This is a genomic window from Microvirga sp. 3-52 (assembly GCF_018383585.1).
GTDB lineage: Bacteria > Pseudomonadota > Alphaproteobacteria > Rhizobiales > Beijerinckiaceae > Microvirga.
Genome location: NZ_JAHAMK010000013.1, coordinates 85,876 through 110,362 on the forward strand (window position 1 = coordinate 85,876; position 24,487 = coordinate 110,362).

Annotated in this window: 22 protein-coding genes; 6 read left to right on the forward strand and 16 right to left on the reverse strand. The window is 56.8% G+C overall.

The genetic code is table 11. The features are described from left to right. The first annotated feature begins 2 nt into the window (after nt 1–2). Both KHP60_RS12390 and KHP60_RS12395 read left to right on the forward strand, forming a co-directional pair. Nucleotides 3–1,007 carry a lysylphosphatidylglycerol synthase transmembrane domain-containing protein gene (locus KHP60_RS12390; RefSeq protein ID WP_213564492.1) on the forward strand — a complete coding sequence of 335 codons (1,005 nt, stop codon included), beginning with the start codon at nt 3–5 and terminating at the stop codon, nt 1,005–1,007. After that, a complete protein-coding gene (locus KHP60_RS12395; RefSeq protein ID WP_213564494.1) occupies nt 991–2,058 on the forward strand; it encodes a hypothetical protein in 1,068 nt (355 codons plus the stop codon). Before KHP60_RS12390 ends, KHP60_RS12395 begins: the two co-directional genes overlap by 17 nt. 174 nt (nt 2,059–2,232) lie before the next feature. Here the strand turns inward: KHP60_RS12395 and KHP60_RS12400 are convergent, their stop codons facing one another. The 8 genes from KHP60_RS12400 to KHP60_RS12435 all read right to left on the reverse strand — a co-directional run bounded on the left by KHP60_RS12400 (nt 2,233) and on the right by KHP60_RS12435 (nt 11,958). Then, entirely contained in the window at nt 2,233–2,961 is a 729-nt protein-coding gene (locus KHP60_RS12400; protein WP_213564496.1) for an FkbM family methyltransferase, read from the reverse strand. A 167-nt stretch (nt 2,962–3,128) separates the two neighbouring features. Further along, nucleotides 3,129–3,275, reverse strand: coding sequence for a hypothetical protein (locus KHP60_RS12405; RefSeq protein ID WP_213564498.1), 147 nt, complete (start codon nt 3,273–3,275; stop codon nt 3,129–3,131). 387 nt (nt 3,276–3,662) lie between these two features. Continuing rightward, complete coding sequence (locus tag KHP60_RS12410) at nt 3,663–4,664, reverse strand: glycosyltransferase family 4 protein (RefSeq protein ID WP_213564500.1); 1,002 nt, start codon at nt 4,662–4,664, stop codon at nt 3,663–3,665. 291 nt (nt 4,665–4,955) lie between these two features. After that, on the reverse strand, nt 4,956–5,732 hold the full coding sequence (locus tag KHP60_RS12415; protein ID WP_213564501.1) for an ABC transporter ATP-binding protein: 777 nt from the start codon (nt 5,730–5,732) through the stop codon (nt 4,956–4,958). Nucleotides 5,733–5,737: 5 nt separating this feature from the next. Then, the gene (locus tag KHP60_RS12420; protein ID WP_213564503.1) at nt 5,738–6,583 is read right to left on the reverse strand and encodes an ABC transporter permease; all 846 of its coding nucleotides are present in this window, start codon (nt 6,581–6,583) and stop codon (nt 5,738–5,740) included. Nucleotides 6,584–7,037: 454 nt separating this feature from the next. Continuing rightward, nucleotides 7,038–8,351, reverse strand: a complete 1,314-nt coding sequence (locus tag KHP60_RS12425; protein ID WP_213564504.1) for a glycosyltransferase family 1 protein — start codon at nt 8,349–8,351, stop codon at nt 7,038–7,040. Between the two features lie 177 nt (nt 8,352–8,528). Further along, nucleotides 8,529–9,680, reverse strand: a complete 1,152-nt coding sequence (locus KHP60_RS12430; RefSeq protein WP_213564506.1) for a polysaccharide pyruvyl transferase family protein — start codon at nt 9,678–9,680, stop codon at nt 8,529–8,531. Between the two features lie 1,132 nt (nt 9,681–10,812). Beyond that, a complete protein-coding gene (locus KHP60_RS12435; RefSeq protein ID WP_213564508.1) occupies nt 10,813–11,958 on the reverse strand; it encodes a glycosyltransferase family 4 protein in 1,146 nt (381 codons plus the stop codon). Between the two features lie 427 nt (nt 11,959–12,385). Between KHP60_RS12435 and KHP60_RS12440 the strand changes: the two genes are divergently transcribed. After that, nucleotides 12,386–13,807, forward strand: a complete 1,422-nt coding sequence (locus KHP60_RS12440; protein ID WP_213564510.1) for a mannose-1-phosphate guanylyltransferase/mannose-6-phosphate isomerase — start codon at nt 12,386–12,388, stop codon at nt 13,805–13,807. 1,051 nt (nt 13,808–14,858) lie between these two features. On the opposite strand, the gene KHP60_RS12445 is transcribed toward KHP60_RS12440, so the two are convergent. The 5 genes from KHP60_RS12445 to KHP60_RS25835 all read right to left on the reverse strand — a co-directional run bounded on the left by KHP60_RS12445 (nt 14,859) and on the right by KHP60_RS25835 (nt 20,902). Next, nucleotides 14,859–15,914 (reverse strand): hypothetical protein, encoded by a 1,056-nt coding sequence (locus KHP60_RS12445; RefSeq protein WP_213564512.1) that lies wholly within the window; start codon nt 15,912–15,914, stop codon nt 14,859–14,861. A 15-nt stretch (nt 15,915–15,929) separates the two neighbouring features. Further along, nucleotides 15,930–17,303 (reverse strand): MBOAT family protein, encoded by a 1,374-nt coding sequence (locus tag KHP60_RS12450; protein WP_213564514.1) that lies wholly within the window; start codon nt 17,301–17,303, stop codon nt 15,930–15,932. A gap of 502 nt (nt 17,304–17,805) precedes the next feature. Beyond that, entirely contained in the window at nt 17,806–18,021 is a 216-nt protein-coding gene (locus KHP60_RS12455) for a hypothetical protein (RefSeq protein WP_213564515.1), read from the reverse strand. 445 nt (nt 18,022–18,466) lie between these two features. Further along, nucleotides 18,467–18,841: an HNH endonuclease gene (locus KHP60_RS12460; RefSeq protein ID WP_213564519.1), complete on the reverse strand. Its 375-nt coding sequence runs from the start codon at nt 18,839–18,841 to the stop codon at nt 18,467–18,469. Nucleotides 18,842–20,311: 1,470 nt separating this feature from the next. After that, the gene (locus KHP60_RS25835) at nt 20,312–20,902 is read right to left on the reverse strand and encodes a peptidoglycan-binding protein (RefSeq protein WP_409366279.1); all 591 of its coding nucleotides are present in this window, start codon (nt 20,900–20,902) and stop codon (nt 20,312–20,314) included. A 169-nt stretch (nt 20,903–21,071) separates the two neighbouring features. Between KHP60_RS25835 and KHP60_RS12470 the strand changes: the two genes are divergently transcribed. Next, nucleotides 21,072–21,254, forward strand: coding sequence for a hypothetical protein (locus KHP60_RS12470; RefSeq protein ID WP_213564521.1), 183 nt, complete (start codon nt 21,072–21,074; stop codon nt 21,252–21,254). A gap of 52 nt (nt 21,255–21,306) precedes the next feature. Here the strand turns inward: KHP60_RS12470 and KHP60_RS12475 are convergent, their stop codons facing one another. Beyond that, nucleotides 21,307–22,287 carry an aldo/keto reductase gene (locus KHP60_RS12475; RefSeq protein WP_213564522.1) on the reverse strand — a complete coding sequence of 327 codons (981 nt, stop codon included), beginning with the start codon at nt 22,285–22,287 and terminating at the stop codon, nt 21,307–21,309. 274 nt (nt 22,288–22,561) lie between these two features. On the opposite strand from KHP60_RS12475, the gene KHP60_RS12480 reads away from it, so the two are divergent. Continuing rightward, a complete protein-coding gene (locus tag KHP60_RS12480) occupies nt 22,562–22,780 on the forward strand; it encodes an antitoxin (protein ID WP_213564523.1) in 219 nt (72 codons plus the stop codon). After that, nucleotides 22,780–23,193, forward strand: a complete 414-nt coding sequence (locus KHP60_RS12485) for a type II toxin-antitoxin system VapC family toxin (protein WP_213564524.1) — start codon at nt 22,780–22,782, stop codon at nt 23,191–23,193. Before KHP60_RS12480 ends, KHP60_RS12485 begins: the two co-directional genes overlap by 1 nt. Nucleotides 23,194–23,476: 283 nt before the next feature. Here the strand turns inward: KHP60_RS12485 and KHP60_RS25485 are convergent, their stop codons facing one another. Next, on the reverse strand, nt 23,477–23,704 hold the full coding sequence (locus tag KHP60_RS25485) for an HGGxSTG domain-containing protein (protein ID WP_311925022.1): 228 nt from the start codon (nt 23,702–23,704) through the stop codon (nt 23,477–23,479). Further along, a complete protein-coding gene (locus KHP60_RS12490; protein ID WP_213564525.1) occupies nt 23,691–24,302 on the reverse strand; it encodes a hypothetical protein in 612 nt (203 codons plus the stop codon). The genes KHP60_RS25485 and KHP60_RS12490 overlap by 14 nt, the downstream gene beginning before the upstream one ends. Nucleotides 24,303–24,487: the final 185 nt, after the last annotated feature.

Below are 24,487 nucleotides of genomic sequence, written 5' to 3' on the forward strand. Positions count from 1 at the left end.
TGATGCTTTCCAAGGTCTATTCCAGGCTTGCTGGGTTGGCCGCTGCCGTCAATGTAGACCGACGTCTCGGTTCAATAGCGAAAGTGGTAGTATCTTGCGGACTTGTCTTTGCACTCGTGTGGCGTTTCCGTCATGACTTGCCGTCTCTGAAGGCCATTGATCCCACTGCTTTGGTCATTGCGATTGGCCTATTGTTTCTTCAACCGATACTCATCGGCGCTCGTTGGTGCCTGCTCCTTCGTCAGTACGAAAGCAACTCCAAGTTCCTCTCTCTCACAGGCGTAACCTGGTTTGCTGTTTTCGCGAACCAGTTTCTGCCCGCAGGTGTGGGCGGCGACGCCGTGCGGATTTACTATGCGCGCCACCTCGGAAACCGCCTGGGCGCTGCGACTGCCAGCGTTCTGATGGACAGGATTATGGCGCTAGTTGCTCTCGTGCTCATGGTCATCGCGCTTACGCCTTTCCTACCCGAGGCGATCGATCGTCGATTGATCTTGGCGCTTGGCACGCTCTGCGCCATATGTGCAATCATCGTTACGGCGGTTTATGTCTGTGTTCATCGCTCGTGGACAGGATCACTACGATCTCCTCTTGTTCAACGACTTCTCACCCTGACTCATTACGTAATGCGGACATTGTCCTATCCAGGACAATCGGTACTCGCACTAGGTATTTCAATCATCATTCATTTGTTGTCTTTCGTTGCTTTCACCATGATTGCACGCAGCATTGGTATTCAAGCCGATGCCGAGGCGTTGCTGGCGATCACCGCATTACTTACATTTATTCAGGTAATTCCAATTTCTATAGGTGGTTGGGGGGTCCGAGAGGTAGCGGCAGTTAGTCTACTCAGCTTGGTGGGTGTGGAAGCCGGTTCGGCGCTCCTCGCCTCCTTATTGCTTGGGCTTGCCTATGCAGTCGCCAGTCTGCCAGGCATTATCATTTGGGGATTTATAAAGATTCGGCCAAATCAATCTACAGGCCACGGCAATGCGCCTGCTCGTTGACATTACAGCTCATGGTTGGGGACATTTGTCTCAAAGTGCTCCCATCATGACTACACTGCATGAATATTATCCAGGCATTGAACTCGTAGTTCGCTCCGGCTTACCTTCCGCATTGATTGGGCAAAGATTTCCTGGCATCATAAAGCATCATTACAGCGACGCTGAATTCGGGCTTGTAATGGAAGGCCCGTTCAATGTTGATAGGGCAGCCACTCTACATCGATATGAAGCGATACACGCAAGACTTAATCGCAGTATCGATGACTTAGCAAGTGTTATTGCTGAAGAGCGTTGTGACGCGGTCTTCACAAATATTGGATATATTGCAATCGCGGCTGCCGAACGTGCCTCTGTACCATCGATTGCGTGCTCGTCACTGAATTGGAGTGATATTTTCTCGACGTATTGCGGGCACCTGCCAGGCGCGATTCCTATCATTGAAGGTATGGACACTGCCTACAGCAAGGCAAGCTTATTCATCCGACTTGTGCCAGGCATGCCTATGGACAAGTTCATGACCCATTCCATCACTCGGCCGATTGCAAATGTTGGTAAGAACAAGCGAGCCCTGCTTGTCGAGGTATTGGGTTTAAAGAATGCCTCAACAATAGTCCTGTGTTCTTTTGGCGGAATGCTACCGCCAGCGCCACCGCCGTTCGTATACAATCGGGATGGGCTCATAGTTATTGGGCCGCAGGCTTGGTCAGAGCATGGAGTGATCCCGGTGGATGATCTACCTATTCCCTATGCAGATGTACTTGCTTCGGTGGATGCAGTCGTTACTAAGCCAGGGTATGGCATCGTGTCCGAACTTGGTTGCACGGCGACACCTGCAATCATGGTCTCTCGGGGTGACTGGCCTGAGGAGCCATACCTCTTGCACTGGCTAGCACGGCACGGGCGCTATGTATCCGTAAAAGATATCAGGATGCTTTCCGCCACGTTTGTTAAAGATTGGCTCATTGAGAGCAGCAGTAGACCCATCGTTGTTGCTCAGAATGGCGGTGAGCAAGAAATTGCTAAACAGATGTCTCAATGCTTCTTTGCTTGACACAATCCTAAAGAGTTAAAAGAATTCCTAATCAAATTTAACTTTGGCGCTTATATTTTACGACGTAGCAGTTTGTTTCAATCCACGCCCTCGGGAGAGAGGGCGCCCTATATATATTACGACATAGCAGAGTTAAGCCTAAAGGGAAGGAAAAGCCGCCTAGAGGCGGCTGGATTAAGCTGCTGCGTGGAAATCCATCCACTGATTGAGCATGAAATCGTTTTCCACGCTGATCTGCCTAGCCTGAAGATAGAGGTAGGCGGCGCTCTCGAAATCCAGCCAACGACCGGGCGTCTCTTCACCGAAGGGGCCGCTGGAATGGATCGTAAATTTCCACTCTGGTAGCGCCTCCCCTTCAAGGGCCTCGGCTGGGCACTTAAACCACCAGTAATTAGCCTGATTGACGACCTTGAAGCGGTTGTATCCCATGTCTCTGAGATAGGTCAGATAAGAGATATCGTGTGCTTCGACCGATACGAAACGCGGGCGCTCCGTTGTTCGGCTCATCTGCATCAAAGCATCGCGGTCAGCTTTCTCAATGTCAATTTTCGCGTAGTACGGAACGCCATATTCGCGGAACAGGTCGGTGATGGTTACGGCTTGAGCCTGAACCTCCTGCACCTCAACTCCGTCACGGGTCGCGATGTCCTTATAGATAGAACTCCAATCCGTGTGACCAGGATTAACGTAGAGTGTTACGGTGCCCTGCCGATCGGCAATTGCCTTCTGCACAATGGTCAATTGGCCTGCGGCAATCGGCTCGGCAAACCTCTGCTTCCCGGCTTCCACAAGTTCGGGATTGGCTTCAACGGCAACGACGTTGAAGCCCTTGGCGAGATAAAATTCCGTATCATCGCCGTTGTGCATCCCAATATCAAATATCAACCTGCGGGCGCCCTGCAAGATATGCCTCCCGAAAGGGGCTAAGCTATTGGCCAGCCCCCTTCACGTCAAGCAACCTTCTTACTGTCTCTAGCAGGGCTAGAGCAGTTTGGGGTCGAATGGAATCGGGAGATCTGACTCGACGGTGGTCAGGGGCATGAGCACAGAGGCTCGCCATGACCTCACCGTTATCTCAGGATCTGCTGCGCTCCCTCGTGGACGCCAAGTCCGGCATCACGCTGGCCGATATCCAGGGTGAGCTGCGGGCCCGTGGGATCGAGGTACAGGCGCTCTCGACCATTCACCTGATGCTCAAGCGCATCGATCTGATGCACAAAAAAGACGCTCCGGGCGGCCGAGCAGGATCCACCGGACGTAGCCCAGGAGCGCCGCCGCTTTCGCGTGTGGCAGCGCTTCATGGATGCGAGCCGCTTCGTCTTCCTCGACGAGACTGGCACAGCCACCAACAATCGGAAAGCAACTCGATGAGTTCTCGCCCGAGGAGTGCCGGAACTATCTCAAGAACAGCGGATATGAGCCTGTCTAACTTAAAACTGCTCTAGCGGATCCCGAGTGCAGCCATCCCAATCTCCCTCACCATCGCCGTTCTGCGGGCGAACCACGTCAGGTACACTGTCGCAAATCCGAGACAGCAATTCAGTAAACGGGTACAGGTTTGACGTAGGCCGCTCGAACGGTACCCTTCACAGCACCGAGATCGTTCATGCCAAAGCCAGCAGTTCCTTGATCCTTGCACCATAGGCTCGTGGTGAGAAAAGCGCGGTTGCGTGGGTTCTGGCCGCTAAACCAAGTGTCCTGCGCAGATCCGGATTAGCTCGCAGTGTCTTGAGGGCTTCAGCGGCCTGATCAATATTCGCCTCAGCCCAGTGCATGGCTGGATGCTCGTAGGTGTCCTGAGGATCGTGAGCCGGAACGAGCGTGTACTTCACTGGCACGCCCGTTTCGGGCGTTAGGAAGTCTGTGTTGCCGGACCAGTTCGTTGCAATTACGGGAATGCCGCGCAACATGCCCTCGGCAACGACGAGTCCAAACCCTTCTGCGCGATGAAGGGATATGATGACATCGGCATCGGCATACAGGGCGTCGATCCCAGCGGAGTCTATCGTATCGCGAATGAAAGTCACGTTGGGGGCTCCCCCCGCCGCGTCTTCCATGAGCTGGGCAGCCCTTGGGTAGGAAAACGCATTTGCGTATTTCACGATAAGACGCACATTTCGATCATCGCCAAAGGCCTGCCGAAACGCCCTGATGGCAGCGCAGGGATTTTTGCGCTCAAAGCTTGATGCAATATTGAGGATCACCAGGGCGGTAAACGGGCGCTGATCACTCAGTGCTAGCTGCTTCGGCCATTGGGCGGGCGGATTGATCGGATGCGGGAGCACGTGGATAGGCCGATCACCGGCGATCGTGCCGAGTGCGTCCGCCGCAAACCGGCTTGGGGTCCAGATCTCATGCACGAAGGGAACTCCCAGGCGCCAGTCATGGGGCACCTGAGGTAGTTCCCACACCCAATGAGCAACGATGCGCTTGTTGCTCACCAGGTCGCGGCCAAGGCGCAGGAGCGCCAGCGGCACGAGCGGTCCTCCCACATGAAGAAAGACCGTTCCAGCCCCTAGGAGATGGCGTCCGTCATCGAAAGTGAAGTCAGGGTAGTCTTCCTCGTGGAGGAGGGCGCGCGTCAGGTCGATACCATAGACAGGCAATCCCGCCTTCCTGACAGCGTCGTGGCAGGTCCGCGCGCCTACGCCAAGCCCGGACGCCGCCCGTAATGGACCCACGACAATGATAGGAGTCTCAGGTTTTACGTCTGTTGTTATGCGTGGGGCGAGCCATGCCGATCCATGGAGCAGTGCGGCACGTCGCATGCTGCGCGGCAGCCGCCGCCAGATATGGAAGTGGGCGAATTTCAGGATCGATCTCCGCATCCATACCCCGCGAGAATTTGAACGGATATTCTGAGGCTAGAACCGATTGCCTCTGGACAGGAACGGCGATCAGCTCGCCTGAGCGAGCGGCGGCTCACCCGTTTCGTACTGCTTTAGAACGGAATCGGTTTCGCCGTGCATGACGATGGAGCCGCTGTCCATCCAGATGAGCCGTGTGCACCACTGAGCCAGGATTTGAGGCGAGTGGGATGCAAGGACGAGGATCTGCGAGCGCGACACAAAGCTGTCAACGCGGTCCCGAGCCTTGTTGAGGAAGCGACGATCGCTCGCCATGATCCATTCGTCCATCAACAGGATCTCTGGCTGTAGAGCCGTTGCAATGGCGAACGACAAACGCATGCTCATGCCGGACGAGTAGGTCCGCACAGGCAGGTCGAGGAAGTCGCCTAACTCCGTGAACTCGGCGATTGAGGGTGCGAGCTTTCTGATCTCCGCGGGGGTGAACCCCATGTAGAGGCCACGCAGGAGGATGTTGTCATAGCCTGTCGCGTCCGGATCGGCGCCAAGACCGATGTTGAGGAGCGCGCTGACGCGGCCGTCAACCTGGATGTCGCCCGAGGTCGGCTCGTATATGCCCGCAAGCACGCGCAGGAGTGTGCTCTTGCCCGCGCCGTTGGTGCCGATCAGGCCGACGCGCTCACCATGCTCGATCCGGCACGAGACATTGTTGAGGGCGTTGACCACGGTGTGAGAGCCGTCCTTCGAGATCGTCCGCGACCGTGAGATCGCCTTTCCGGCCGACAGCAGGCTGCGCTTCAGGGAGCGGCTGTTATCGCGGTAGAGCGGAAAGCGCAGGCTGATGTTTGCAAGGGTGATGTCGGCCATGGCGGTCAGACCCAGAAGGGAAGGCGGGCCCGGAACCGGGCAAAGAAAACGAACGTGACGAGAAAACCGAGGATGGTGACGCCGAAAGCCATGGCCCACACAGGCAATGGGATGGAGTGTCCCAGCAACGGGCCGCGCGCAATCTCGAGAAAGGCATAGGCCGGGTTCAGATACATCACCCACAACTTGTTGCCGAGCGAATTCGGCATCCAGATGATAGGGGTCAGGAAGAAGACAATTTGAGTAAGGCTCGCCACGATCGGTCCGATATCCCGGAAGCGGGTGCACATCATCCCCACCAGCATCGTGAACCAGAACCCGTTCAGGAGTATGAGAACCAGACCGATCAAGCTCACGAGGCTGTAGAGTGATTGGGGAACCGAGAAGAAGAGCAGAACTGCAGCGCCAACCACGCAATTGTGCAGGAAGACGATGAGATTGCGCACCACACTGCGCATGGCATGGATGGTGACCGGCATCTTCACCTGAAGAAGAATGCCCTCGGCTTTGATGAAGGCCTGTGTGCCATCGCTGATGAGTGATGAAATCAGATTCCAGAAGAGCAGGCCAATGGCGAGGTACGGCAGGAAGTCTGTGATGTCGTGCTTCCAAATGGCCGAATAGAGAACGCCAAGCGCAGTTACCATGATGCCCATGCTGATGGTGAGCCAGAATGGGCCGAGCATCGAGCCCTTGTAGCGCAGCCGGATATCCTGCCAGGCCATGGTGCTCCAGAGCCACCAGCTCTTGATTCCCGTAGTAAGGTCATCCAGGGCAAGCTGCGTCTGACTCGGGCGTGGGGCCAAACGGGCAACAGTGTTATCGGTCGTGAGGGCCAGATTGACGCTCATGGGGCTCGCAGCTGAGTTAGAAGAAAACAGGTTCGCAGATGATCTCCTGCAGCCCGCAAGTCAACCATAAAATGGTCGCAGCATGCTGACACAGCCACCAATCTGCAGAATGGTGTGTCAAGGTTTAGAGAAGATCATGTTCCCTAAAGCACTAGACTACATAAAGTTCTGCGCACTATTCAAAGATTAGTTCACTTGAAAACGGCGTTGATCCTATATTTTGCCCTCATGCTCGTGACCAGTACAACGCCGAAGTGCTGCATGGCTATGCGGGATTTTCGGCTACGCTCTGACCGGGAAAGCGAGAGAGGGCGCTGATGTGGGCTCTTCTGCGTCTAGGCTCTAGCTCATCGCGCGGAGAAAGGCTGACTTACCTGAGCGAAGGGTTCTAAAGGGCTAGGATGAGAGAGGAGCTTGCGGATGGCGCTATAGGCTGCAATTGCGGCAAGTATCATCAAGTTGTCGACGACAGTGATATGCCTACCTTTCTGTAGGCCGCTTCCAAGCGCTGCTGATAAGCATCCTCAGAAAATTTGGTAGCCTGCTTAGGTCCGCGGACTGAAAGCTCTGCTCGTAAATCCGAGTCGTTGGCGAGAGCCCTGATACCCTTCGTCATCTGATCAAGGTCGAGCGGATCAACCAGCACCGCTGCGTCACCCGCGACTTCTGGAAGCGAACTTGTGTTCGAGGTCAGGACTGGAACCCCGAGTTGCATCGCTTCGAGCACAGGCAGGCCAAAGCCCTCGTAGATGGAAGGAAATGCGAAGAAGCGCGCGCATTTCAGCAAGGCGGTCACGTGGCGCCGGGGCAGATAGCCCAATTGGCGAACCATCGATTGCCGTGCAGAGACTGTCTCGATGAGCGCTAAGTCCTCCTTGTTCAGCCAACCCTTTGGCCCAGCAATGAGGAGGGGAATGCCTGGATTGGCGATCAGGAAAGCTTCTATCAGACGCTTGAGGTTCTTTTTGGGCTCGATAGCGCCAAGAAAAAGCGCATACTGGCCGGGTTGGGCGCCGTAAACGGTCTCCACCAGGCGTTCTGCCTCAACCTGCTCAAGAGTCGGTAGGTTCGGTGTCGGCTGATACGTTACGGTTATGCGATCATCCTCGATCTTCAGGATATCCATAATGTGACGCTTGGAGGCTTCCGAAACCGTAATGATGTGATCGGCCGCCCGCGCGATTGCCGTGTGCTGCCGCAACGCAAGGGCGCCTCGGTCAATCACAAAATAGGGAAATTGCAATGGAATGACGTCGTGCAATGTATAGATGTTAGGAACGCCCTTGGCTTTTACCGTGACCGGCCCGGTCCAATGGGCGAAGCCAATGTCCCCCGGTGGATCAATCTGCATGAGGCGGTCCTTGACAAGAAATTGCAAGGCGGCGCGCTCATAGAGCCTGGAGGCATTGAGTACGGTGTCAGCTGCGGGCAGTGGAGGCTCAAATGCGTCGAGGTTGACGCCATCAGTTGAAACCTCCAGTGGCTGGACGCGCCGCGTGACCCCGAGCATGGCACCGGTGAGGAAAGGAATATTGCGCGCAAAGCGCACGAGCCGCCGTTCTGGGAGGCGCTCACTGCCAAAGACTTGAACGGCAAGAGCAAGGGGAGGCGTATTGCGCGGCAATTGTACGCCCTGGCCATAGAGAACTGTTACCTTCGTGCCAGTCTTCCGCAATGCACGCACCAGGGTGCGGCCGTAAGACCCGATGCCAGTCGCGGCTTTGCTGAGGAATTGCGAACCGTCGATAAGTACGCTTTGACGAGACATGTTTGCGAGTCCTATTTGAGCTGCTAATCTCAAGAAAAGTCAATGACTTGGGTCGAAAATCCTGAAAATCTGGACGTACAGGATCGGGGCGGTGCGACCACTGGGGTAATCGTTACTGACGCACGTAACCCCTTTGGTTGCCCACGTCTGTTTAGGAAATCTGACGTCCCGCCCACGTCAAAGCTTGATTTTTCGGAGCAAGTCAAAGTCTTTGAAGGGCTTACCATGCCGGGGGTCAAAAGCCAGCGGCAGGGGGAACGCATCGAGCATCGGGGTCGGGTTGAATTCGGCAGGCTGCCAAGATTCATCGATCGCTGCCATTGCGACAGCCCAATCCGTTCGCTGGGCGCGGTCGCACCCAAAAACCGTTAGTTCTGTCCGCCCCAGCCCTGCATAGAGATCACGAACGCGGTGATCGAGCGCCTGATTATCAAGGCGAATGGTTCGACAATCGTTCGATCCCTCGAGGTTGAAGTACATGCAGGGAATGCCGTAGCTCTCTGCAAAGACAAGGCCATGGAGGCTCACGCTGAGAATGCGCCGGCAGGAGGTGATTTCCTCCATTCGCGCCATCATCGCCTCTAGAGTCGGTTCGACCACCGTGTTGATGATCTTGACACGATCCCTCAGTTCTTCCGGAACATGGTACCGGTTGAAGCGAGTATGGGTTTGTGCCTTGGGCGAGAATTCGGTCAGTTCCGTGACGTGAACGATAACCCCCAGATCCCATTTCTTCTCCGCCGCAGCTGGAAAAATCGAGGGAAGGACCCAAACAGGATCACCGTACGCCTCAGGCGCGGGGATGCCGGCATCGATGAATGCTTGTCGCGTGAACGGGCCTCTCGTCGCATGGACACGAATTTTCGTATAGGGAGGAACGGCAAAGTGCCCCAAGCTTTTGTCGAAAGAGTTAAACCGGACGTCGAGACCCGTTCCCCACACGTGAGCGGTGCCTCCTCGGATGTTATGGGCGATTGTGCCAACGCCGAAGATTCTTTCCTTGAAGGAAAAGAATCTTTCCTTGCGGCACACGCGCCCGCTCAGGGCTGTAACCATGACAGCACTCAGAGCATCGCCAATATTGGTATACTGAAGCTCGGGTGATCGTGCCCAGGCGAGCCGAATGGTGCCTTCCGGATCGGAGACGCGCGCGAGAGTACTCCTCCGCAAAACATCGTTGATACGGTCGATACCCTGATAGAATGTGCGACGTGCAGCATGTTGACTTTGACGCGCCAACCGCAACACAGCAGGACGTGCCCGATAATAGCCGGCAATGCTCTTGTGCAATATCCGTCGCGGAAAGCTTACATGGGCATCGTGATACATTGCAACAATCCTATTGAACGGCGCTCATAACTTGAGTTGCAAAAGGTTGTCAATCAGCGGGATGGTCTGAGGTCAGCTAGGCCAAGGCTGGATCCGAACACCCCCACTAGACGAGATGTCTTTGGGCTTAATGTGGTGCTTGGAGCTTACAAATGATCAAAGATCAACGTGGAACATGCCAGGTAAAATGCGACAAGTTCGACTGCTAAGGTTTGTGTTCTTTCGATCATAGAACGCAATGTCTCGCGGAGGGTGAGATCGGAAACCGAACTCGGCGACGACTGCGGCGAATCGAGGTACCGGCGAGAGGATGCTTGATCGCACTGGGGCCATGAGGGCTACGTTTTTGCAGGCACACGGTTTGGATCACGCCCAAGCCGGCAAGCTGCGCGATCGAGTGGTACGGTGAGTTACAGCCGTAATCTCCTGGCTGGTTCCTATTGGACCTGGCCAGCCTGTGCGAATGGTTCGGGCAACCCAGCGTTGATTGCCACCGGTGTCCCAGTCGGGATCAGCGTTGCACTTTCTATCTACTTAGTTCAGCCCCAGCGGATTGCTTATAGATACTCTGCCTACGTGAAGTATCTCATTTAGAGCGCGCTTCTCTCCGGGAACGTACCGGCCAAGCCATTAGTAGGGTGAGTAGTACCGATCGGGTGGTCGGTACGAGGGGCGAGGGGAGGGGCGGTAGTACTCGTCGCCATAATCATCGCGGCGGTAACGCCCATAATCGCCTCCCTCGCAAACCAGCCGACCGTTCCGGTTCGCGGCCTGACCACTCGCGCAATTTCGCAAGTCTAGCCGTGTCGGCACGAGACGACCATACTGATCCTGACACAAGGCCCTTAGGAAGGGGCCGCGCTGTTCGATCCGAGTGCAACTATCCACGAAACTGCCATAGACCTGCGCCTCGGCCTCCGTGCTAGCCGCAACCAAGCTTGTACTGATCACTGCTAAAATAAGAGTCCAACGACCCATTTTCCTCTCCAGATTTCGTATCCTGACGAAGCTTCCATGCCGCATCGGAACAGTAATAAATTTCTGCTGAGCAATCGCTGAACGGGTTGGATAGCTGCTGGGTTCATAGGTTTTGAACGAAACCAGAAGCTGGACCTATGGGAGCGATACCTTTTCAGGAGCAGGCCATGGCTTCGATCAGGTGGATCCAGTCCCTTTTATCCCGGCGCTCGGCAAGGAGCGTGGCAGCTCCATATGAGAGAGCGGCCAGCGACTCTGGCTGTTCGAGGACTGACACCAAGGCGCGACGGAAGCCCTCGGCATCTCCGGTTTGTGCGATGAGCCCGGCCGCGCCATGGCCGATCTGCTCAGGCAGGGCCCCCGCTGGCATGACAAGACTCGGCATGGCCCAAGACAGGGCCTCGGCAATGACCCCTGATTGACTGGCCTCTCTGTAAGGGCAAAGCAGCAGATCATGGCTTGAGAAGAGCTCTTCCGTGCGTTGATCCGAGATCCATCCAAGCTCCAGATCCACCTGCGGCCAGTCGGCGAAGGCTCTGCTTACCTCCGACTCAAGAGGGCCGGAGCCTGCAAGGGTCAATTGCCATCGACGATCATCTTTCAAGGGGTGCAGGGCCTGGGCCAGAAGGTCCAAACCCTTGTACGGGAGGAGGCGGCCATAAAAGAGAAGGCGGACCGGTTCATCGGCTGATTGCCGCTCAGGCAGGAGGGGCCTCTTCGTGGGGTAGACTGCTTCGAGAGGGATCATCGAGATCTTGCTGCTTGATGGCGGAATCCTCTCTGCCAAACGTCGCGAGACATTGCTCGATAAGGTTATGACCCGGTCGGCGCTCTTGATCAGCAGGTCCTGAGTCACACGCTGCCAAGTAGCGGCATAGTCGCCCGGGTGAGGCTCCGCGTCGTGGGCTACGTATATAACCTTGAGATCTCGGTTCCGCAGAGCCCGGATGAAAGGCCATGCAAAAGGCGAGTTCATTGTCATGATGACAGCATCTGGCTTGAGGGCGGCCAAAGCATTGGCATGCTGTGCCAATTGGGTGGGGAGAAACCAGGCTGTCCGCCAAAGGCTGGTGAGACACGGACGGTCAATTGTCAGAAGAGGCAATCCGCTCGCCTCGAATGCCTTGACATCGTTGTTCTGTTTCGTAAGGGACAAGATGACTTCTGTCGGAGTCTGGCTGTCTGTTAAATACTGCGCGAGAAGGAGCGTAAGAAGAGATCCGCCTCCGCGACGGCCCCAATAGTGTAGAACCACACGTTTCTGGTTGGCGGGCATCAGTTTTATTGGCTTGTCGTTCATTTGAACTTGCTAGAGGCTTCTAAATTATACTTCAAGTTCTGGTCGAAGCTCGCATCAGAAACCTCTACTCTCCTGAGCGCCTTGGGCATGGTGAGAACTATATCCGTCTTGCCTCTGCCCAAAGCTCCAAGTGGCATGGGAACTTATAATTTCCGACCCATAGCATAGCCAACAGCTATAGGTCTTTGCTGCGGAAGAAAACACCGTTCACTGAGGACGACCTCTTACAGAGGTAAATCCTTCACGGTTAGCCCGAGCTTGTTCCATGCTAATCCCATATGGATAATGTGAAAGCATCTGGTGCGGTGGAGCGTCGCATCGGGGTTGCCTCCGGCCTTGGCACAGGGCTTAGAACACTGATACTCCTCGGTTGACGTGGGCTTAACCGGTGTTTACGAGGCCAATTATCTATCAAGAAGGGCCGGAAATGGGCGAGGGCGGCAATCATATTTTACCCGTGATCATGTGCGGCGGCTCGGGAACGCGGCTATGGCCCGCATCACGGGACAGCATGCCCAAGCAGTTCATCACTTTGCTGGGTGAGCATTCCACATTCCAGACAGCTGTCCAACGCGTGACCGCGCCAGAGGTCTTTCTCCGACCGACGGTCATCTCGAGCAACGATGTCCGGTTCATCGTCGCCGAGCAGCTGGCGCAAATTGGTTCCAAGGCCGACATCATTCTCGAACCTGTTCAGCGGGATTCTGCTGCCGCCATCGCGGTCGCGGCCTGCCATGCGGCTCGAATCCACCCAGAGACAGTCGTTCTGGTCATCGCAGCCGACCATGTCATCGATGACCCGGCCGCCTTCGCCGCCTCCTGCCGGGCAGCCTTCGAGCCGGCCCATCAGGGGTACATCATGACCCTTGGCGTCGTGCCGCAGTACCCGGCAACGAGCTATGGCTACATTCAGCCAGGCAAGACCATCAAGGGCACAGATGCATCGCGAGTCGACCGCTTCGTCGAAAAGCCGAATGCAGAAACGGCTCAGGGCTATATCGAGCAGGGCTTCCTCTGGAACAGCGGCAACTTCATGTTCCGGGCGGATGTCATGATCGAGGAGTTGGAACGCTTCCAGCCGGAAATCCTGGCCGCTGCGCGGCAGGCGCTCGATGGCGCGGTCACCGATCTCGACTTCGTTCGTCTCAACGAGGAGACGTTCAAGCAGGCGCCCAAGACCTCAATCGACTTTGCCGTTATGGAACGCACTGAGCGGGCAGGGGTCCTGCCGGTTTCGTTCTCCTGGTCGGATATCGGCTCATGGGGAGCGCTATGGGATGCCTCGCCTCAGGACGAGGCAGGGAATGTCCTGCGCGGGAACGTGGAGGTGGTTGAGGCGCGCAACAGCCTGGTCCACAGCGATGATATTCTCACGACCGTGGTGGGGATCGACGACATTGTCGTGGTTGCCAAGACCGATGCGGTGCTTGTGACCTCCCGCAGCCGCTCTGAGATGGTGAAGGACCTCGTCGTCTCGATGCGTGCCAAGCAGCGCCCTGAGGCATCGGAGCACATCCGCATGTACCGTCCCTGGGGTTGGTATCAGCGGATTGATCGGGGCTCCCGGTTCCAGGTCAAGCGCATCATGGTTCAACCCGGCGGGCGTCTGTCGCTGCAGAAGCATCACCATCGCGCCGAGCACTGGGTGGTGGTGCGAGGCACCGCCGAGGTGGTGGTCAACCAGGATGTGGTGATGTTGCACGAGAACGAGTCGGTGTACATCCCGATCGGTGCCGTCCATCGCCTCACCAACCCCGGCCGCATTCCGCTTGAGCTGATCGAGGTACAGGTCGGCAGCTACACGGGCGAGGACGACATCATCCGCGTCGAAGACGTCTACGGACGATAGCAGCTGCCCGATTGATCAGTGGCTCTGAGTGGAATTTTGCGCGGAGCCGGATCCTCGAACCCTGCGGAACAGCAAATCTTAAGGCCACAGGCCACGCAGGGCAGCGGCGTCGTTAAAGAAGATTGGCGGCTTTCAGCTCGGGATCTTGCAGGGATAGACAATCAAGCTGGTCCGCCGGTTGTCTTCCCGCAGTGCACCATGGCGTGAGTGCCGGGCTCTATAGTGGCCCTTCGGCCGGTTACGGCCGCGAAGAGGCTGGCAGCTCCACTATGAGCTGGGACATGGCCAAGCACTCTACTCTGCGAGACAAGCTTGGCCATTGCTGTTAAGACGGGTCCAACTTCTCGGACTCTGAGGCCATGATGCTCCGCCGTCCTTCGTCTCTGCTCTCGATCGTTGCGCTCTCTGGATCTCTAGCCGCGTGTGCGTCAGCATCGTCAATCGGAACGCTGTCCCCCTACATTGCCGTGGGCTACACCAACGTGCAAACCAGCTGTGGCGGCGGATATCAGGTCTATCGCAAGCCTGGAGAGCCAAAGATCCTGGTGCGTGCGTATGAGGTCGCTGAGGTTCGCCGGTCTCTTTGCGAAAAAGTCAGGTCAGACCCGCCGAGGACGGCCACGACGGGTGTAAGATACGAGGACGCGGCGCTCGAGTATCTTGCGACAACCCCGGATCTGAAGGCGTGCACCCTTGCAAGCGGTACTGAGATCACCCGCGTGCATTCCGAGTTTGTCCTAACCTGTCCAGCAGCTCCTGCGGCGGCGATCAGCGTCAAGGGTTAGACCCGTCCTCGATCCTCTTCGATCCTTCCTTCCTCTGGCCAAGCACTGGCGGTTCAGCCGGTGTCTCAACGGGAAGCATTGCTTCATCACATGATCCGGTATCGTGATGATCGAAGGTCGTGGGCAAAGAGTACGGAAGTCCGCGGCAAGCAAATGCCTTGGCATGGACAATCCATGCTTAACTTGGCACCCATGCGGGCCACCTCAGATTGCCTGAGACCATCGCCTGATGAAGCTGAGACTGCTCCTTCTTATGACTCAGTGAGTTACCGGATGGCCGGAGCACCCGTATCGCCCACCTTGCGGGATGATGTCATGGGGGCGATGCCTCGGATGCTGTGCAAGGCAGCTGCAATATCATCCTCCATGATCCGCGCGATCGGATGCCGATAATGAATCTGATCAATGAAGACGTCAGGGCTCTTCAATTCCGGGCGATCATTCCACCAATCGATGGTCGCAGTATTCGGCCGCTCTGCCGCAAAATCGATGAAACGCTGCCTGCAGGCCTGTTCAGACCTGTGTCTCGGTGTGCCAGGGCGAGGCTGCTTTGCCGTGAATACGGGCGGGAACACGAAAACGACCGACAGGTCAGCCGGAAGGGCCGTGAGCTTCTGCTTCAGGGTACTGACTGCCGGGAATGATGGATCAGCAAAGCCTTGCTGTTCGTTTAGCCGCTGGGACAGAAGTTCGCGTCTGCGGGAATGATCTGCCAGAAGCCTCGCGTAGATCGGTTCGTAATCCCAATAACCATCAACGGCAGGTTCGGTCTTCGAACTGCGGACGAGTCCAAGACGCCGGCCCGCCTGTTCCACGCTGCTCATGCTGATCAGGCCCGCCAGATACTCGAAGGGGGAATCGCTGAAGCGCCAGAACGGGAAGGGACTGGTGCCGGTCTGCGTCGGATCATGCGCACACCAAGTATCCCGATTGACTGCAATCACCAGCGCTTTGGCCGTGCCGACATGGTGCTTCATGAACCAGTCGATGATTGTGAGCTGCTCGGGAATCTGCACTCCGGGCACGGAAAGTTGGGCGAACGGAATTCCTGTCAGCGCTGTCAGGCGCGACGGCATGATAAGGGCGATCGTCGAATTGCCGATCACGGCCGCTTCATACGTCGGATTTCGCCCCACGCTCGCTGTCGCATTGACTTCCTTCTGGCCACGCAAGTCAGGCTCGGTCGAGAATGGCGAGCGTCCTGTGTCATAGGGGTCGATCAGGTAAACTCCTCCGAGAAGCACGAGGAAGAGAGCAGCAGTGGAAGACGCCGCCCATAGTGCGAAGCGCTTCCACGCCTGATGTTGAACTTCTGCAGTCATGGGATGCGCCGTCCGTCAAAACTGAAAATAGATGAACTCGTAGTTCGCGGCGTCGCCGATCTGGAGCAGAACTGCCATCAGAACAACCGCAAGCCCGACAGCAATCCAGCGCCGGGGTGGGACAAACTGCATAGCCGTCCACGCCGTTGGCCCTAGGCAGGCGATGGCAGCAGCAAGGGCGATGGCTCGCCACTTGAATGTCTCGCCGATCGACGTGAGCCCGATCAGGCCTTCATAGATCCGAAGGGCCGCATCGAAGCTCGGAGCCCGAAACAGCACCCACGAGAACATGACGAACAGAATCGTCAGCACCCAGCCCGCCGCGGCCGGCATGCGCAGCCCGGCCCGGCGCCAGAGAACGCCTGCGGTAAGCCCAAGACCATGCGCAACGCCCCAAGCGATGAAGGTGATGCCGGCGCCATGCCAGAGGCCACCCAGCGTCATGGTGGCGAAGAGGGCACCGATCTGAACGCCAAGACCTTTGCGGCTGCCTCCCAGGGGAATGTAGAGGTAGTCGCGCAGGAAGCGGGACAAGGTCATGTGCCAGCGGCGCCAGAAGTCCTGAAGGGACGTCGCTGAATACGGTTTGTTGAAATTTTGCGGCAGAACGATTCCGAGCATCAGGGCCATGCCAAGAGCCATGTCCGTATAACCTGAGAAGTCGAAATAGATTTGAAATGTGAACCCGAGTGTGGCCTGCCATGCGTCAAGAGTGGGGATTGCGGCTCCAGCCCCTGCTTGGGCAAATATTGGGTTCACGTATTCTGCCAAGGGGTCGCTGACGAAGACCTTTTTTACAAGGCCGAAGGTGAGCAGGATAAGTCCGCGCCCGAAGCGCTCTGCTGCGTCAGGACGCTGGTACGGCCGTTCGTCGAACTGGTGCATGATCTCGCTCCAGCGAACGAGGGGGCCAGCGAGCACCTGTGGAAAGAACGCAATGTAGAGAGCATAGCGGACAAGGCTGAAGCGGGGCGCCCGCCCGGCCTTGAGGTCGATGAGATACATCACGTGGTGGAACGTGAAGAACGAAATGCCCAAAGGGAGCCCGATGTCCCACTTTGGTGCCGTGACACCTAAGATGGCCTCCGCAAAGCCAGCAAAGAAGTTGAAATACTTGAAAATGCCGAGAACGGTGAGATTCGCGATCAGCGCCAGTGTGATCAGGACCCCTTGGCGCGTGTGCAGGAAGGTCTGGGCAACAAGCCAATTCACCAGGATCGAAGCTGCGAGAACGGGCGCGAAGCGCCAATCCCAGTAGCCATAGAAGAGAAGCGACAAAATGAGCAATAGAGGCAGCCGCCATTGCGGCTGAAAGCGCTCAACCAGCCAATGCAATGTCAAAGAAGCGGGAAAAAAGACGAGCAAGAACGCAAATGAATTGAAGAGCATCAGTAACCAGGATGTCGCGTAGGTTGAACGATGCCGGGACCAAGGACGTCTAGAAGCCTGCTCTCGGATCTTTTTTGCTTCCTCGCTGACAATTCTCTAGTGCGTCAAGGTTTCTTGAACCCCTCGAAGGCATTCAATTGCGGCGTATGATCAAGAAGTCACACTTACAAGATATAACATGCGGATTGTTTTGGCGCGATAATGCTCTGGACCCTTGTTGAGGCGTACTCTCACACTGTGGAGCATCCCTGCGCTCCTGTGAGAGCTAATCCAAACACACTTCCAAGTTAAGACGTCAACATTGGAGTGCGAATGGCTACTGTAGGTAAGCCCATGCCAGTGAGGGCCTTTTCCTGGTTAAGGCGCTGGGAGGCTAAACACACTGCACCGGGCAGATACGCAACGCGCCCGGTGGGTCTGAGATTCAACGGCCAAGGTTAACACTACGTGCATGGCTGCCCACTGGGTGGGCTCTATTTTGCGGGATGTCTGCGGACTCGGCCTAGATGACTAAGATGTCCAGGTTGGTCATTTTCAGTCTCGTGGACAGCTTCGCCACCACGACCTGCTCGGTCACGCCGGTGCCGTCGAGATCGTAATAGAGAACGTCGTTGTTGCGGTCGTAGACGACTCGGTCGGTTGCGTCATGCGCCTCCGTGCCCGTCCAGAAGGCCGAGGATTTCAGGTGGCCATTGCCTCTAAAACCCGTGAGCGGCAATGGCGGGCCACCCCAAGGACCGCGCTGTCATCAACAATGTTGATAGCCTTACCGTTCCATCCAATATCAAGGACGAACGGCTAAGGCACCCCACCGTTGCATTAGCCTTGGCAGTGTAGAGCAAGGCGGTCAGTCGAAGGCTTCGCCCCTGAGCGCCCGATCGTATTCAGGTCGGATTTGACGCTTGCGGCAGAGGAAAGACTACGGATATCAATCTTGGTCTTTCAAAGGATCGTTGCCTGGTCACCTGCTGTCCAATAGGGACTGCTGGCGTGATCGTACACTTGCGATCGGGGTCGCACGACAACTGCATTTGCGCGGACGCTTGCCAGTTCCATGGAGAACAGGTTGTTGCCGATCCCGCTCTATAGATTCGATTTCCAACAGGTGGACGGATGAGCTTGCTAGTCCATTTGGTGTCGTCGGCTATGTCTAGCAGGATGCTTTATCGTGCAACGATCACACCCGAGATCTTGCGTTTCCAAGGGCTATCCTTTCCACACGGCAGCGTCCTTTCTGAGGCTTCTGCCCCAATATATCGGATTTTCTGCAGCTTCGCCTTTCCAGCGCGATGGTGATCATCCTTGGTTTTGACCAAAGCGCATGCTTCGTGGGCTGGAGCCATATTGCTCAGATCATCTGCGCCTCCAAGTTCTAGGGCTCGGATGTGTTCGGCAATCCAGCGTTCGCGCACGCCATCGATCATTCGATGGCATAAGACGCATCGACCGCCCGTTCTCTCCCACACTTGAAGACGCCGGTGTGGCGTGAGCTTCCGGCGAGCAGTCGTTCCCATTTGTTCAACATCGACGAATGCCATGACCACTTCACTCCGGATTGTCCAGTGAGGAACGGCTAGCGTCTCGCGAGAATTCAGCGTCATCTTCGAGGAAATCAACAATGCGCTGAAATAAGCTCTCCCACTCGAGACGCAGACTTTCGCAGGAAGCTACCAAGCTTTTCACTTGATGCTCTCGGTCGGTATTGGGCAGGACTAGGTGGGCCCGCACACCCAAGGAGGCGACTGTTGATTGGGATGCACTCCGTGAGGGAGCCGGCGATGTGACCAGCACCCTGGAAGAAGTGGAGTATGTTGTTCTTTTCATTGTAGCTCTTCATAGATTGGAGCGGGAAAATTCATTGCTTGGTGGGCGCTACAGATTTCAGCCAGGATGACGAGAAAGCGACAGGAACGCAGTTTGCTTGATAGACGCTCTGGCGTAATGAAGAGCAGGTCGAGTAGAGAGTAAGCCGTTGCACGATTGGTGGGGCATGAATTCTATCTCTTTGCTATCATGTGATAGTTTTTATATCATACGAACTCGGATTCGTCAATATGGGATCAAGTGATAGCTTTTATATCACAGGGTCTCAGATACGTGCTGCGCGGGCTTTTCTGCGCTGGAGTGCTGACGATCTCGCTGCCCGTACAAAGTTGGGGGTTGCAACGATACGCCGCGCGGAGGCTCAGGACGGGCCCATAACACTGACGCCTGCCAATGCGGATGCTATCCAAAGTGCGTTCGAAGCGGCTGGCATTCAGTTCATCTTCGGAAATGGCGGTGGGCCCGGCGTTCGCTTGCGCCACCCAGTTCGCGACAACCGCAGCAACGAGTTACAATCTGGTTAGACCAAGTCGGATACTCGGATCTGAAAACCGAGTACTGCGGGCCGAACGCCTGGTCCTATATCGCAGATCGACAGACACAATGGTCCAAGGCTGATCAGTGAGTTTGATCCATGTCCCACAACAGTTCAGATTCTGCTGGCGTGTCTGCCCCACTTGAACCGCGTGAGCAAACCCTCTCTAAGCTCAAGGCGCACCTGCGCTAAGCCGAAGCCGGAACCGTTAATGTACCCTGGTCATCAGTGATACCTGCGACTTGTTCGAGCCTCAGGAATGCTGGCACTTTCTCACGGCCACTGGATATGCGTCCGTTTCAACGTCCGATGCTCTAGCCTGAGCATGCTGCACAAAGGCCTCTGCAACCTTGCGTGCCTCGGTGAGAGCTTTCACCTTACGAACCTGCCAACCTTCTCCGGGAAATGTTGGGATGTATACCAAGAAGGAGCAGGCCCCCGGTATTCCTTTGTCTTGCCTTAGTAAACCTTGCAGCAGGCAGATGTGTCGATGACAAGTGTAATCTGTCCGTTCCTGGGCATTCCGGCGGCCTCCAAGTGTCGATGATTCTGCGGGCCGCAATCGCTTTATCGCTGCCTGGGGCCAAGTCACCAATCGCCGCATACATCGAACGAGAGGAGCACAGGATTACCCGTCAATCTCGCGTAGTCAGGGCTGTGCCGCCGTTCGAGGCGTGCGAAGGGCACGAACGGTGTCAGCGTCGAGCTGCCCGGTTACCGGCAGCCCTTGCCCTTGCTGGAAAGCCTCAATAGACCGGCGGGTGCCCGGGCCGGATACGCCGTCTGCTTTCAGGGGCCCATAACCCAGGATTGTGAGCGTCTGCTGTGCCCTACGGACTTCCTCCTTCGAAGGGGGGAGGCTGACTTCCGCAGGAGGGGCGGGGCCCACTTGTGGCGACACTGTCTCTTCTGGAGCAGCTGCTTGCGCGGAGCCTCCGGAGGGTTGAGGACGCAACGTGTCGATTTCCCCGCTGACCCGAGCCCGAAGATATTCCAGATGCTTCAGTTCCTGCGTAGCGGCCGCAATCTGCTTCTGGATGTTCTGGAGGTCTTGGTGCCTCTCTTTGAACCGCTCCAGTTCCACGGCAAGAGCATCACGGTCTGCACTGGCCGTTTCAGCAGCTTGGGACAAGCGGGTAATCTCAGCCTGTGCGCCCGCCTCCGAAGATCGAGGGCCTAGGAAGGAGAAGCCATAAAGAGCCCAACCAACCAGGGCCAGAGCTATTGTCAAACGGTTCATCACCACGCGCCCGATCCTATTTGCGTCTTGTGTGTCGCCGATATGGGTTGCCGAGGGTATGGCAGGAAGGGGTGAAGAGAAGGTTCATCGATTGTAGTCGGCTGGCTTCGGCTCGCGGAACTCCTTATCGTTCCGCGCCAATACCAAGTGAACCTGATAGGGGAGGGTTATGTCCGGACGTGATATCGTGGACCGACTTAAGGCCGCCTCCGAATGCGAGAGAGATCTCCCCCTCGACGAGGTACAGGCTCTCCTCATCGAAGCTGCCGAGACGATCGAGTTCCTTCGGTCCCTTCTGGAGCCATTGGAGGACATTGGGCTGGCGGACTTGCCGCCCAAGGGCAGTGCTTAGGGAGCGTTGACGGATCCCCACTATTCCCAGGTGTAGGGGACAAAGGCAGGGCTTAGAGCCCGACCATCTTCATACCCGGTTCCGGGTAGCGCGTGCCCGCGGCAGCGCCCGGCGGGATGATGCGATCAATGCGCGCCAGGTCGTCCGTGGTGAGCGTCACGTTCAGCACGCCCGCATTCTCCTCGAGATAGCGGCGACGCTTGGTGCCTGGGATCGGCACGATGTCATCGCCCTGCGCCAACACCCAGGCGAGCGCCAGCTGCGAGGGGGCGCAGCCCTTCTCGCGGGCCATGGCTTCGATCTCGCGCACAAGGTCGAGGTTCTTCTGGAAATTCTCACCCTGGAAGCGCGGTGAGTTGCGGCGGAAATCATCAGCCGCGAGATCGTCCACGCTCCTGATCTGCCCGGTGAGGAAGCCACGGCCCAGCGGCGAATAGGGCACGAAGCCGATGCCGAGTTCGCGCACGGTCGGCAGGATCGCGTCCTCCGGATCACGACTCCAGAGCGAGTATTCGGTCTGAAGCGCGGTGATGGGGTGAACCGCATGAGCACGCCGGATGGTCTGGGGACCGGCCTCTGACAGGCCGAGGTAACGGACCTTGCCCTCGCGCACGAGGTCGGCCATGGCGCCGACCGTGTCCTCGATGGGCGTCTCGGGATCGACGCGATGCTGGTAGTAGAGATCAATCACATCGACTTTCAGCCGCTTCAGGCTCGCCTCGCAGGCTTGGCGCACATAATCGGGCTTGCCGCTGATGCCGAGGCGCTCGCCATTGGGACCCCGCACATTGCCGAACTTGGTGGCGAGCACGACCTTGTCGCGCCGGTCCGCGATGGCGCGGCCGACCAGTTCCTCATTGCGGCCGACGCCGTACATGTCGGCGGTGTCGAGGAAGGTGACGCCCAGCTCGATGGCGCGATGGATCGTGGCGATGGACTCGGCCTCGTCGCCACTGCCGTAAAATTCGGACATGCCCATACAGCCGAGGCCAAGGGCGGACACCTGCAAGGGGCCAAGCTGACGCTGCTGCATGGGAGATCTCCGGTTCTGAAGGGCTAACACGGCCGCAGGCAGGGCGGCATCCGAGGCTTGAATTGGACCGATCCAGTTCGGTTTCAAGTCTCGACGGGGATGGTCTGCACACGTGTCTCATGCCCCAACGGAGCCCATGGTGGACCAGATTTCCTCAAACGAGCGGCCTAAACTGAGCACATAAGCCAAGCCCAGATAGCCTGTCACTGATAATAGGGGCCTTGAAGCAAATCGCAGGCTTCGTATATACCTTTTTGTATATACGGAAGAGCAGATGGCCATCGCCAAGGTTTTCCGGTCCGGCAACAGTCAGGCCGTCCGATTGCCCAAGCAGTTTCGTCTCACGAGTGATGAGGTCGAGATCTTCCGCCGTGGCGATGAAATCGTGCTGCGGGAAAAACCCAGAAATCTGGCCCGCGCGTTCGAATTGCTGTGTGATCTCCCGGATGTCGGGCGTGATGATTTCCCGCCGCAGGAGCGCGAGGGGCTCTGATGGCCCAACTCCAGTATCTCCTCGACACCAATATCTGCATCTACATCCGTCGGGAGCGCCCACAAGCAGTGCTGGACCGATTCAAGGTGTTGCCACCAGGATCGACGACGATTTCGGTCATTACCTGCGGCGAGCTGATTTATAGAGTGCAGAAGAGCCCTGACCCAGTCAAAGCCATGATGATCTTGGACGAGTTGACCGCTTTGATCCCGGTTGTCCCCTTGGCCATTGATGTGGCCACGATCTATGGCAGGATCCGGTCCGATCTGGCTGCCCGAGGCGAACTCATTGGCAACAACGATCTCTGGATTGCCGCTCACGCAAAGAGCCTGGGGCTAACCCTCGTCACCAATAACGAACGCGAGTTCAAGAGGGTTCATGGGCTTGTGATTGAGAATTGGGCTAAAAGTTAGAGAGACCTCTGTAGGCCCACATATTTGCGCGTCGAGGCCTCTTAGGCATCTGGCGCCTCCTGCAATTCGATGCATCAAACCATATGAACCAAAGATGTTGGAGGCTTGATAGCAGACCGACGTCTGCATAGCCCAAACCCGGATGCGGTGAACCGACGCGAGAGCGTTGGAACACCGATCCAACCGATCGCTGCGATGAAAGACCGAAGGAAGCGTGGACACACCAAGGCTCGTAGACAGCAAAATCACTTGAAGTCATCAAGCAGTTTGCGCGAGCGTCGGATCAAGCCCGTAACGCCTTGCGATCTTCAATCGCCTCTTGTGTATGCAATCCGTCCTTAAGCGCGTTCTGATTGCCAATCGGCGCTCCTGATCCTTTCGCGCCCCCGTGCATCCGGCACCGCGTCTTGCCCCGAACCGCCGGCGCAAGGCACGCAGTCCCTGATCGAGTTGTGGCCCCGCAGCGGCGGCTGTTGAGCATTGGGCTGGTATGTCGTTTATGGCGACCCATGGCGCCCTGTCCTCGCGGCGGCACGAACGGGAGCCGCTGGCATTGGATCCAAGGTCTCAACAGGTTTGTGCTCAAGTGCCTTCCCAGGCGGGCTGCCCTCAACTTCAGGACGAGCTAGCATCCGCTCGGTTTGCACATGGCCTACAACTGCTTGGCCGCCAGCCTGGACATTCACGTTCTCGACATTGACTCTGGCCACTCCGATTCCGCGATGCTTGTCGAGAGCCTCCAGTTGGCGGAGGTACAGCGACATCAGTCGCTCAGCCTGTTTGATGTATTCAAAGCGCTGGGGTGAGTGCTGAGCACCTACGAACTGTGTGAGACAGCCCAATGCAGCGTTATGAACGGCAACCATTTGGACCGCGAGACTTCCCTCAAGTGCGTCCTGCGGTCGGATCGCGATCAGAGCGGCGATTGCGGCGTCCATTCGCTGGTCCGTTTCTTCGTCTTTAGAATTTGTTGGTAGCCACAAGGTTTCGAGAAGTTGCTGAATAAGGAGCACCTGAAGATCGCTGTGATTACTACCGGTGGCCTCAACGAGGGAGCTTACGCCGAACTTCTCGAGGAGATTCTTCTCAGAAGGCGTTTCGTCAGTCATCTAGAGCAACGGCAGTTCTGACGGAGTCCTTGGGGCTATGCGGCGCGGCGGCTTCGTGATTCACTTGTCTCAGCCCTCTTTCTGGGAGGAGATGAGCGATGACCAAGTCCTACTCGCTGGATCTGCGCCGCCGAGTGGCGCGCTTTGTCGAGGCGGGGCATTCCTGTCACGCGGCCGCCCGCCAC

Excerpts from the sequence above, each read along its gene's own strand:
- KHP60_RS12425 (WP_213564504.1), bottom strand. The coding sequence starts at position 8,351 with ATGTCTCGTCAAAGCGTACTTATCGACGGTTCGCAATTCCTCAGCAAA.
- KHP60_RS12475 (WP_213564522.1), bottom strand. The coding sequence starts at position 22,287 with ATGCAGCAGCGTCAGCTTGGCCCCTTGCAGGTGTCCGCCCTTGGCCTC.
- KHP60_RS12450 (WP_213564514.1), bottom strand. The coding sequence starts at position 17,303 with ATGCTCTTCAATTCATTTGCGTTCTTGCTCGTCTTTTTTCCCGCTTCT.
- KHP60_RS12415 (WP_213564501.1), bottom strand. The coding sequence starts at position 5,732 with ATGGCCGACATCACCCTTGCAAACATCAGCCTGCGCTTTCCGCTCTAC.
- KHP60_RS12420 (WP_213564503.1), bottom strand. The coding sequence starts at position 6,583 with ATGAGCGTCAATCTGGCCCTCACGACCGATAACACTGTTGCCCGTTTG.
- KHP60_RS12485 (WP_213564524.1), top strand. The coding sequence starts at position 22,780 with ATGGCCCAACTCCAGTATCTCCTCGACACCAATATCTGCATCTACATC.
- KHP60_RS12430 (WP_213564506.1), bottom strand. The coding sequence starts at position 9,680 with ATGTATCACGATGCCCATGTAAGCTTTCCGCGACGGATATTGCACAAG.
- KHP60_RS12480 (WP_213564523.1), top strand. The coding sequence starts at position 22,562 with ATGGCCATCGCCAAGGTTTTCCGGTCCGGCAACAGTCAGGCCGTCCGA.
- KHP60_RS12440 (WP_213564510.1), top strand. The coding sequence starts at position 12,386 with ATGGGCGAGGGCGGCAATCATATTTTACCCGTGATCATGTGCGGCGGC.
- KHP60_RS12490 (WP_213564525.1), bottom strand. The coding sequence starts at position 24,302 with ATGACTGACGAAACGCCTTCTGAGAAGAATCTCCTCGAGAAGTTCGGC.
- KHP60_RS12470 (WP_213564521.1), top strand. The coding sequence starts at position 21,072 with ATGTCCGGACGTGATATCGTGGACCGACTTAAGGCCGCCTCCGAATGC.
- KHP60_RS12445 (WP_213564512.1), bottom strand. The coding sequence starts at position 15,914 with ATGACTGCAGAAGTTCAACATCAGGCGTGGAAGCGCTTCGCACTATGG.
- KHP60_RS12390 (WP_213564492.1), top strand. The coding sequence starts at position 3 with ATGCTTTCCAAGGTCTATTCCAGGCTTGCTGGGTTGGCCGCTGCCGTC.
- KHP60_RS12460 (WP_213564519.1), bottom strand. The coding sequence starts at position 18,841 with ATGGCATTCGTCGATGTTGAACAAATGGGAACGACTGCTCGCCGGAAG.
- KHP60_RS12395 (WP_213564494.1), top strand. The coding sequence starts at position 991 with ATGCGCCTGCTCGTTGACATTACAGCTCATGGTTGGGGACATTTGTCT.
- KHP60_RS25485 (WP_311925022.1), bottom strand. The coding sequence starts at position 23,704 with ATGGGTCGCCATAAACGACATACCAGCCCAATGCTCAACAGCCGCCGC.
- KHP60_RS25835 (WP_409366279.1), bottom strand. The coding sequence starts at position 20,902 with ATGAACCGTTTGACAATAGCTCTGGCCCTGGTTGGTTGGGCTCTTTAT.
- KHP60_RS12435 (WP_213564508.1), bottom strand. The coding sequence starts at position 11,958 with ATGAACGACAAGCCAATAAAACTGATGCCCGCCAACCAGAAACGTGTG.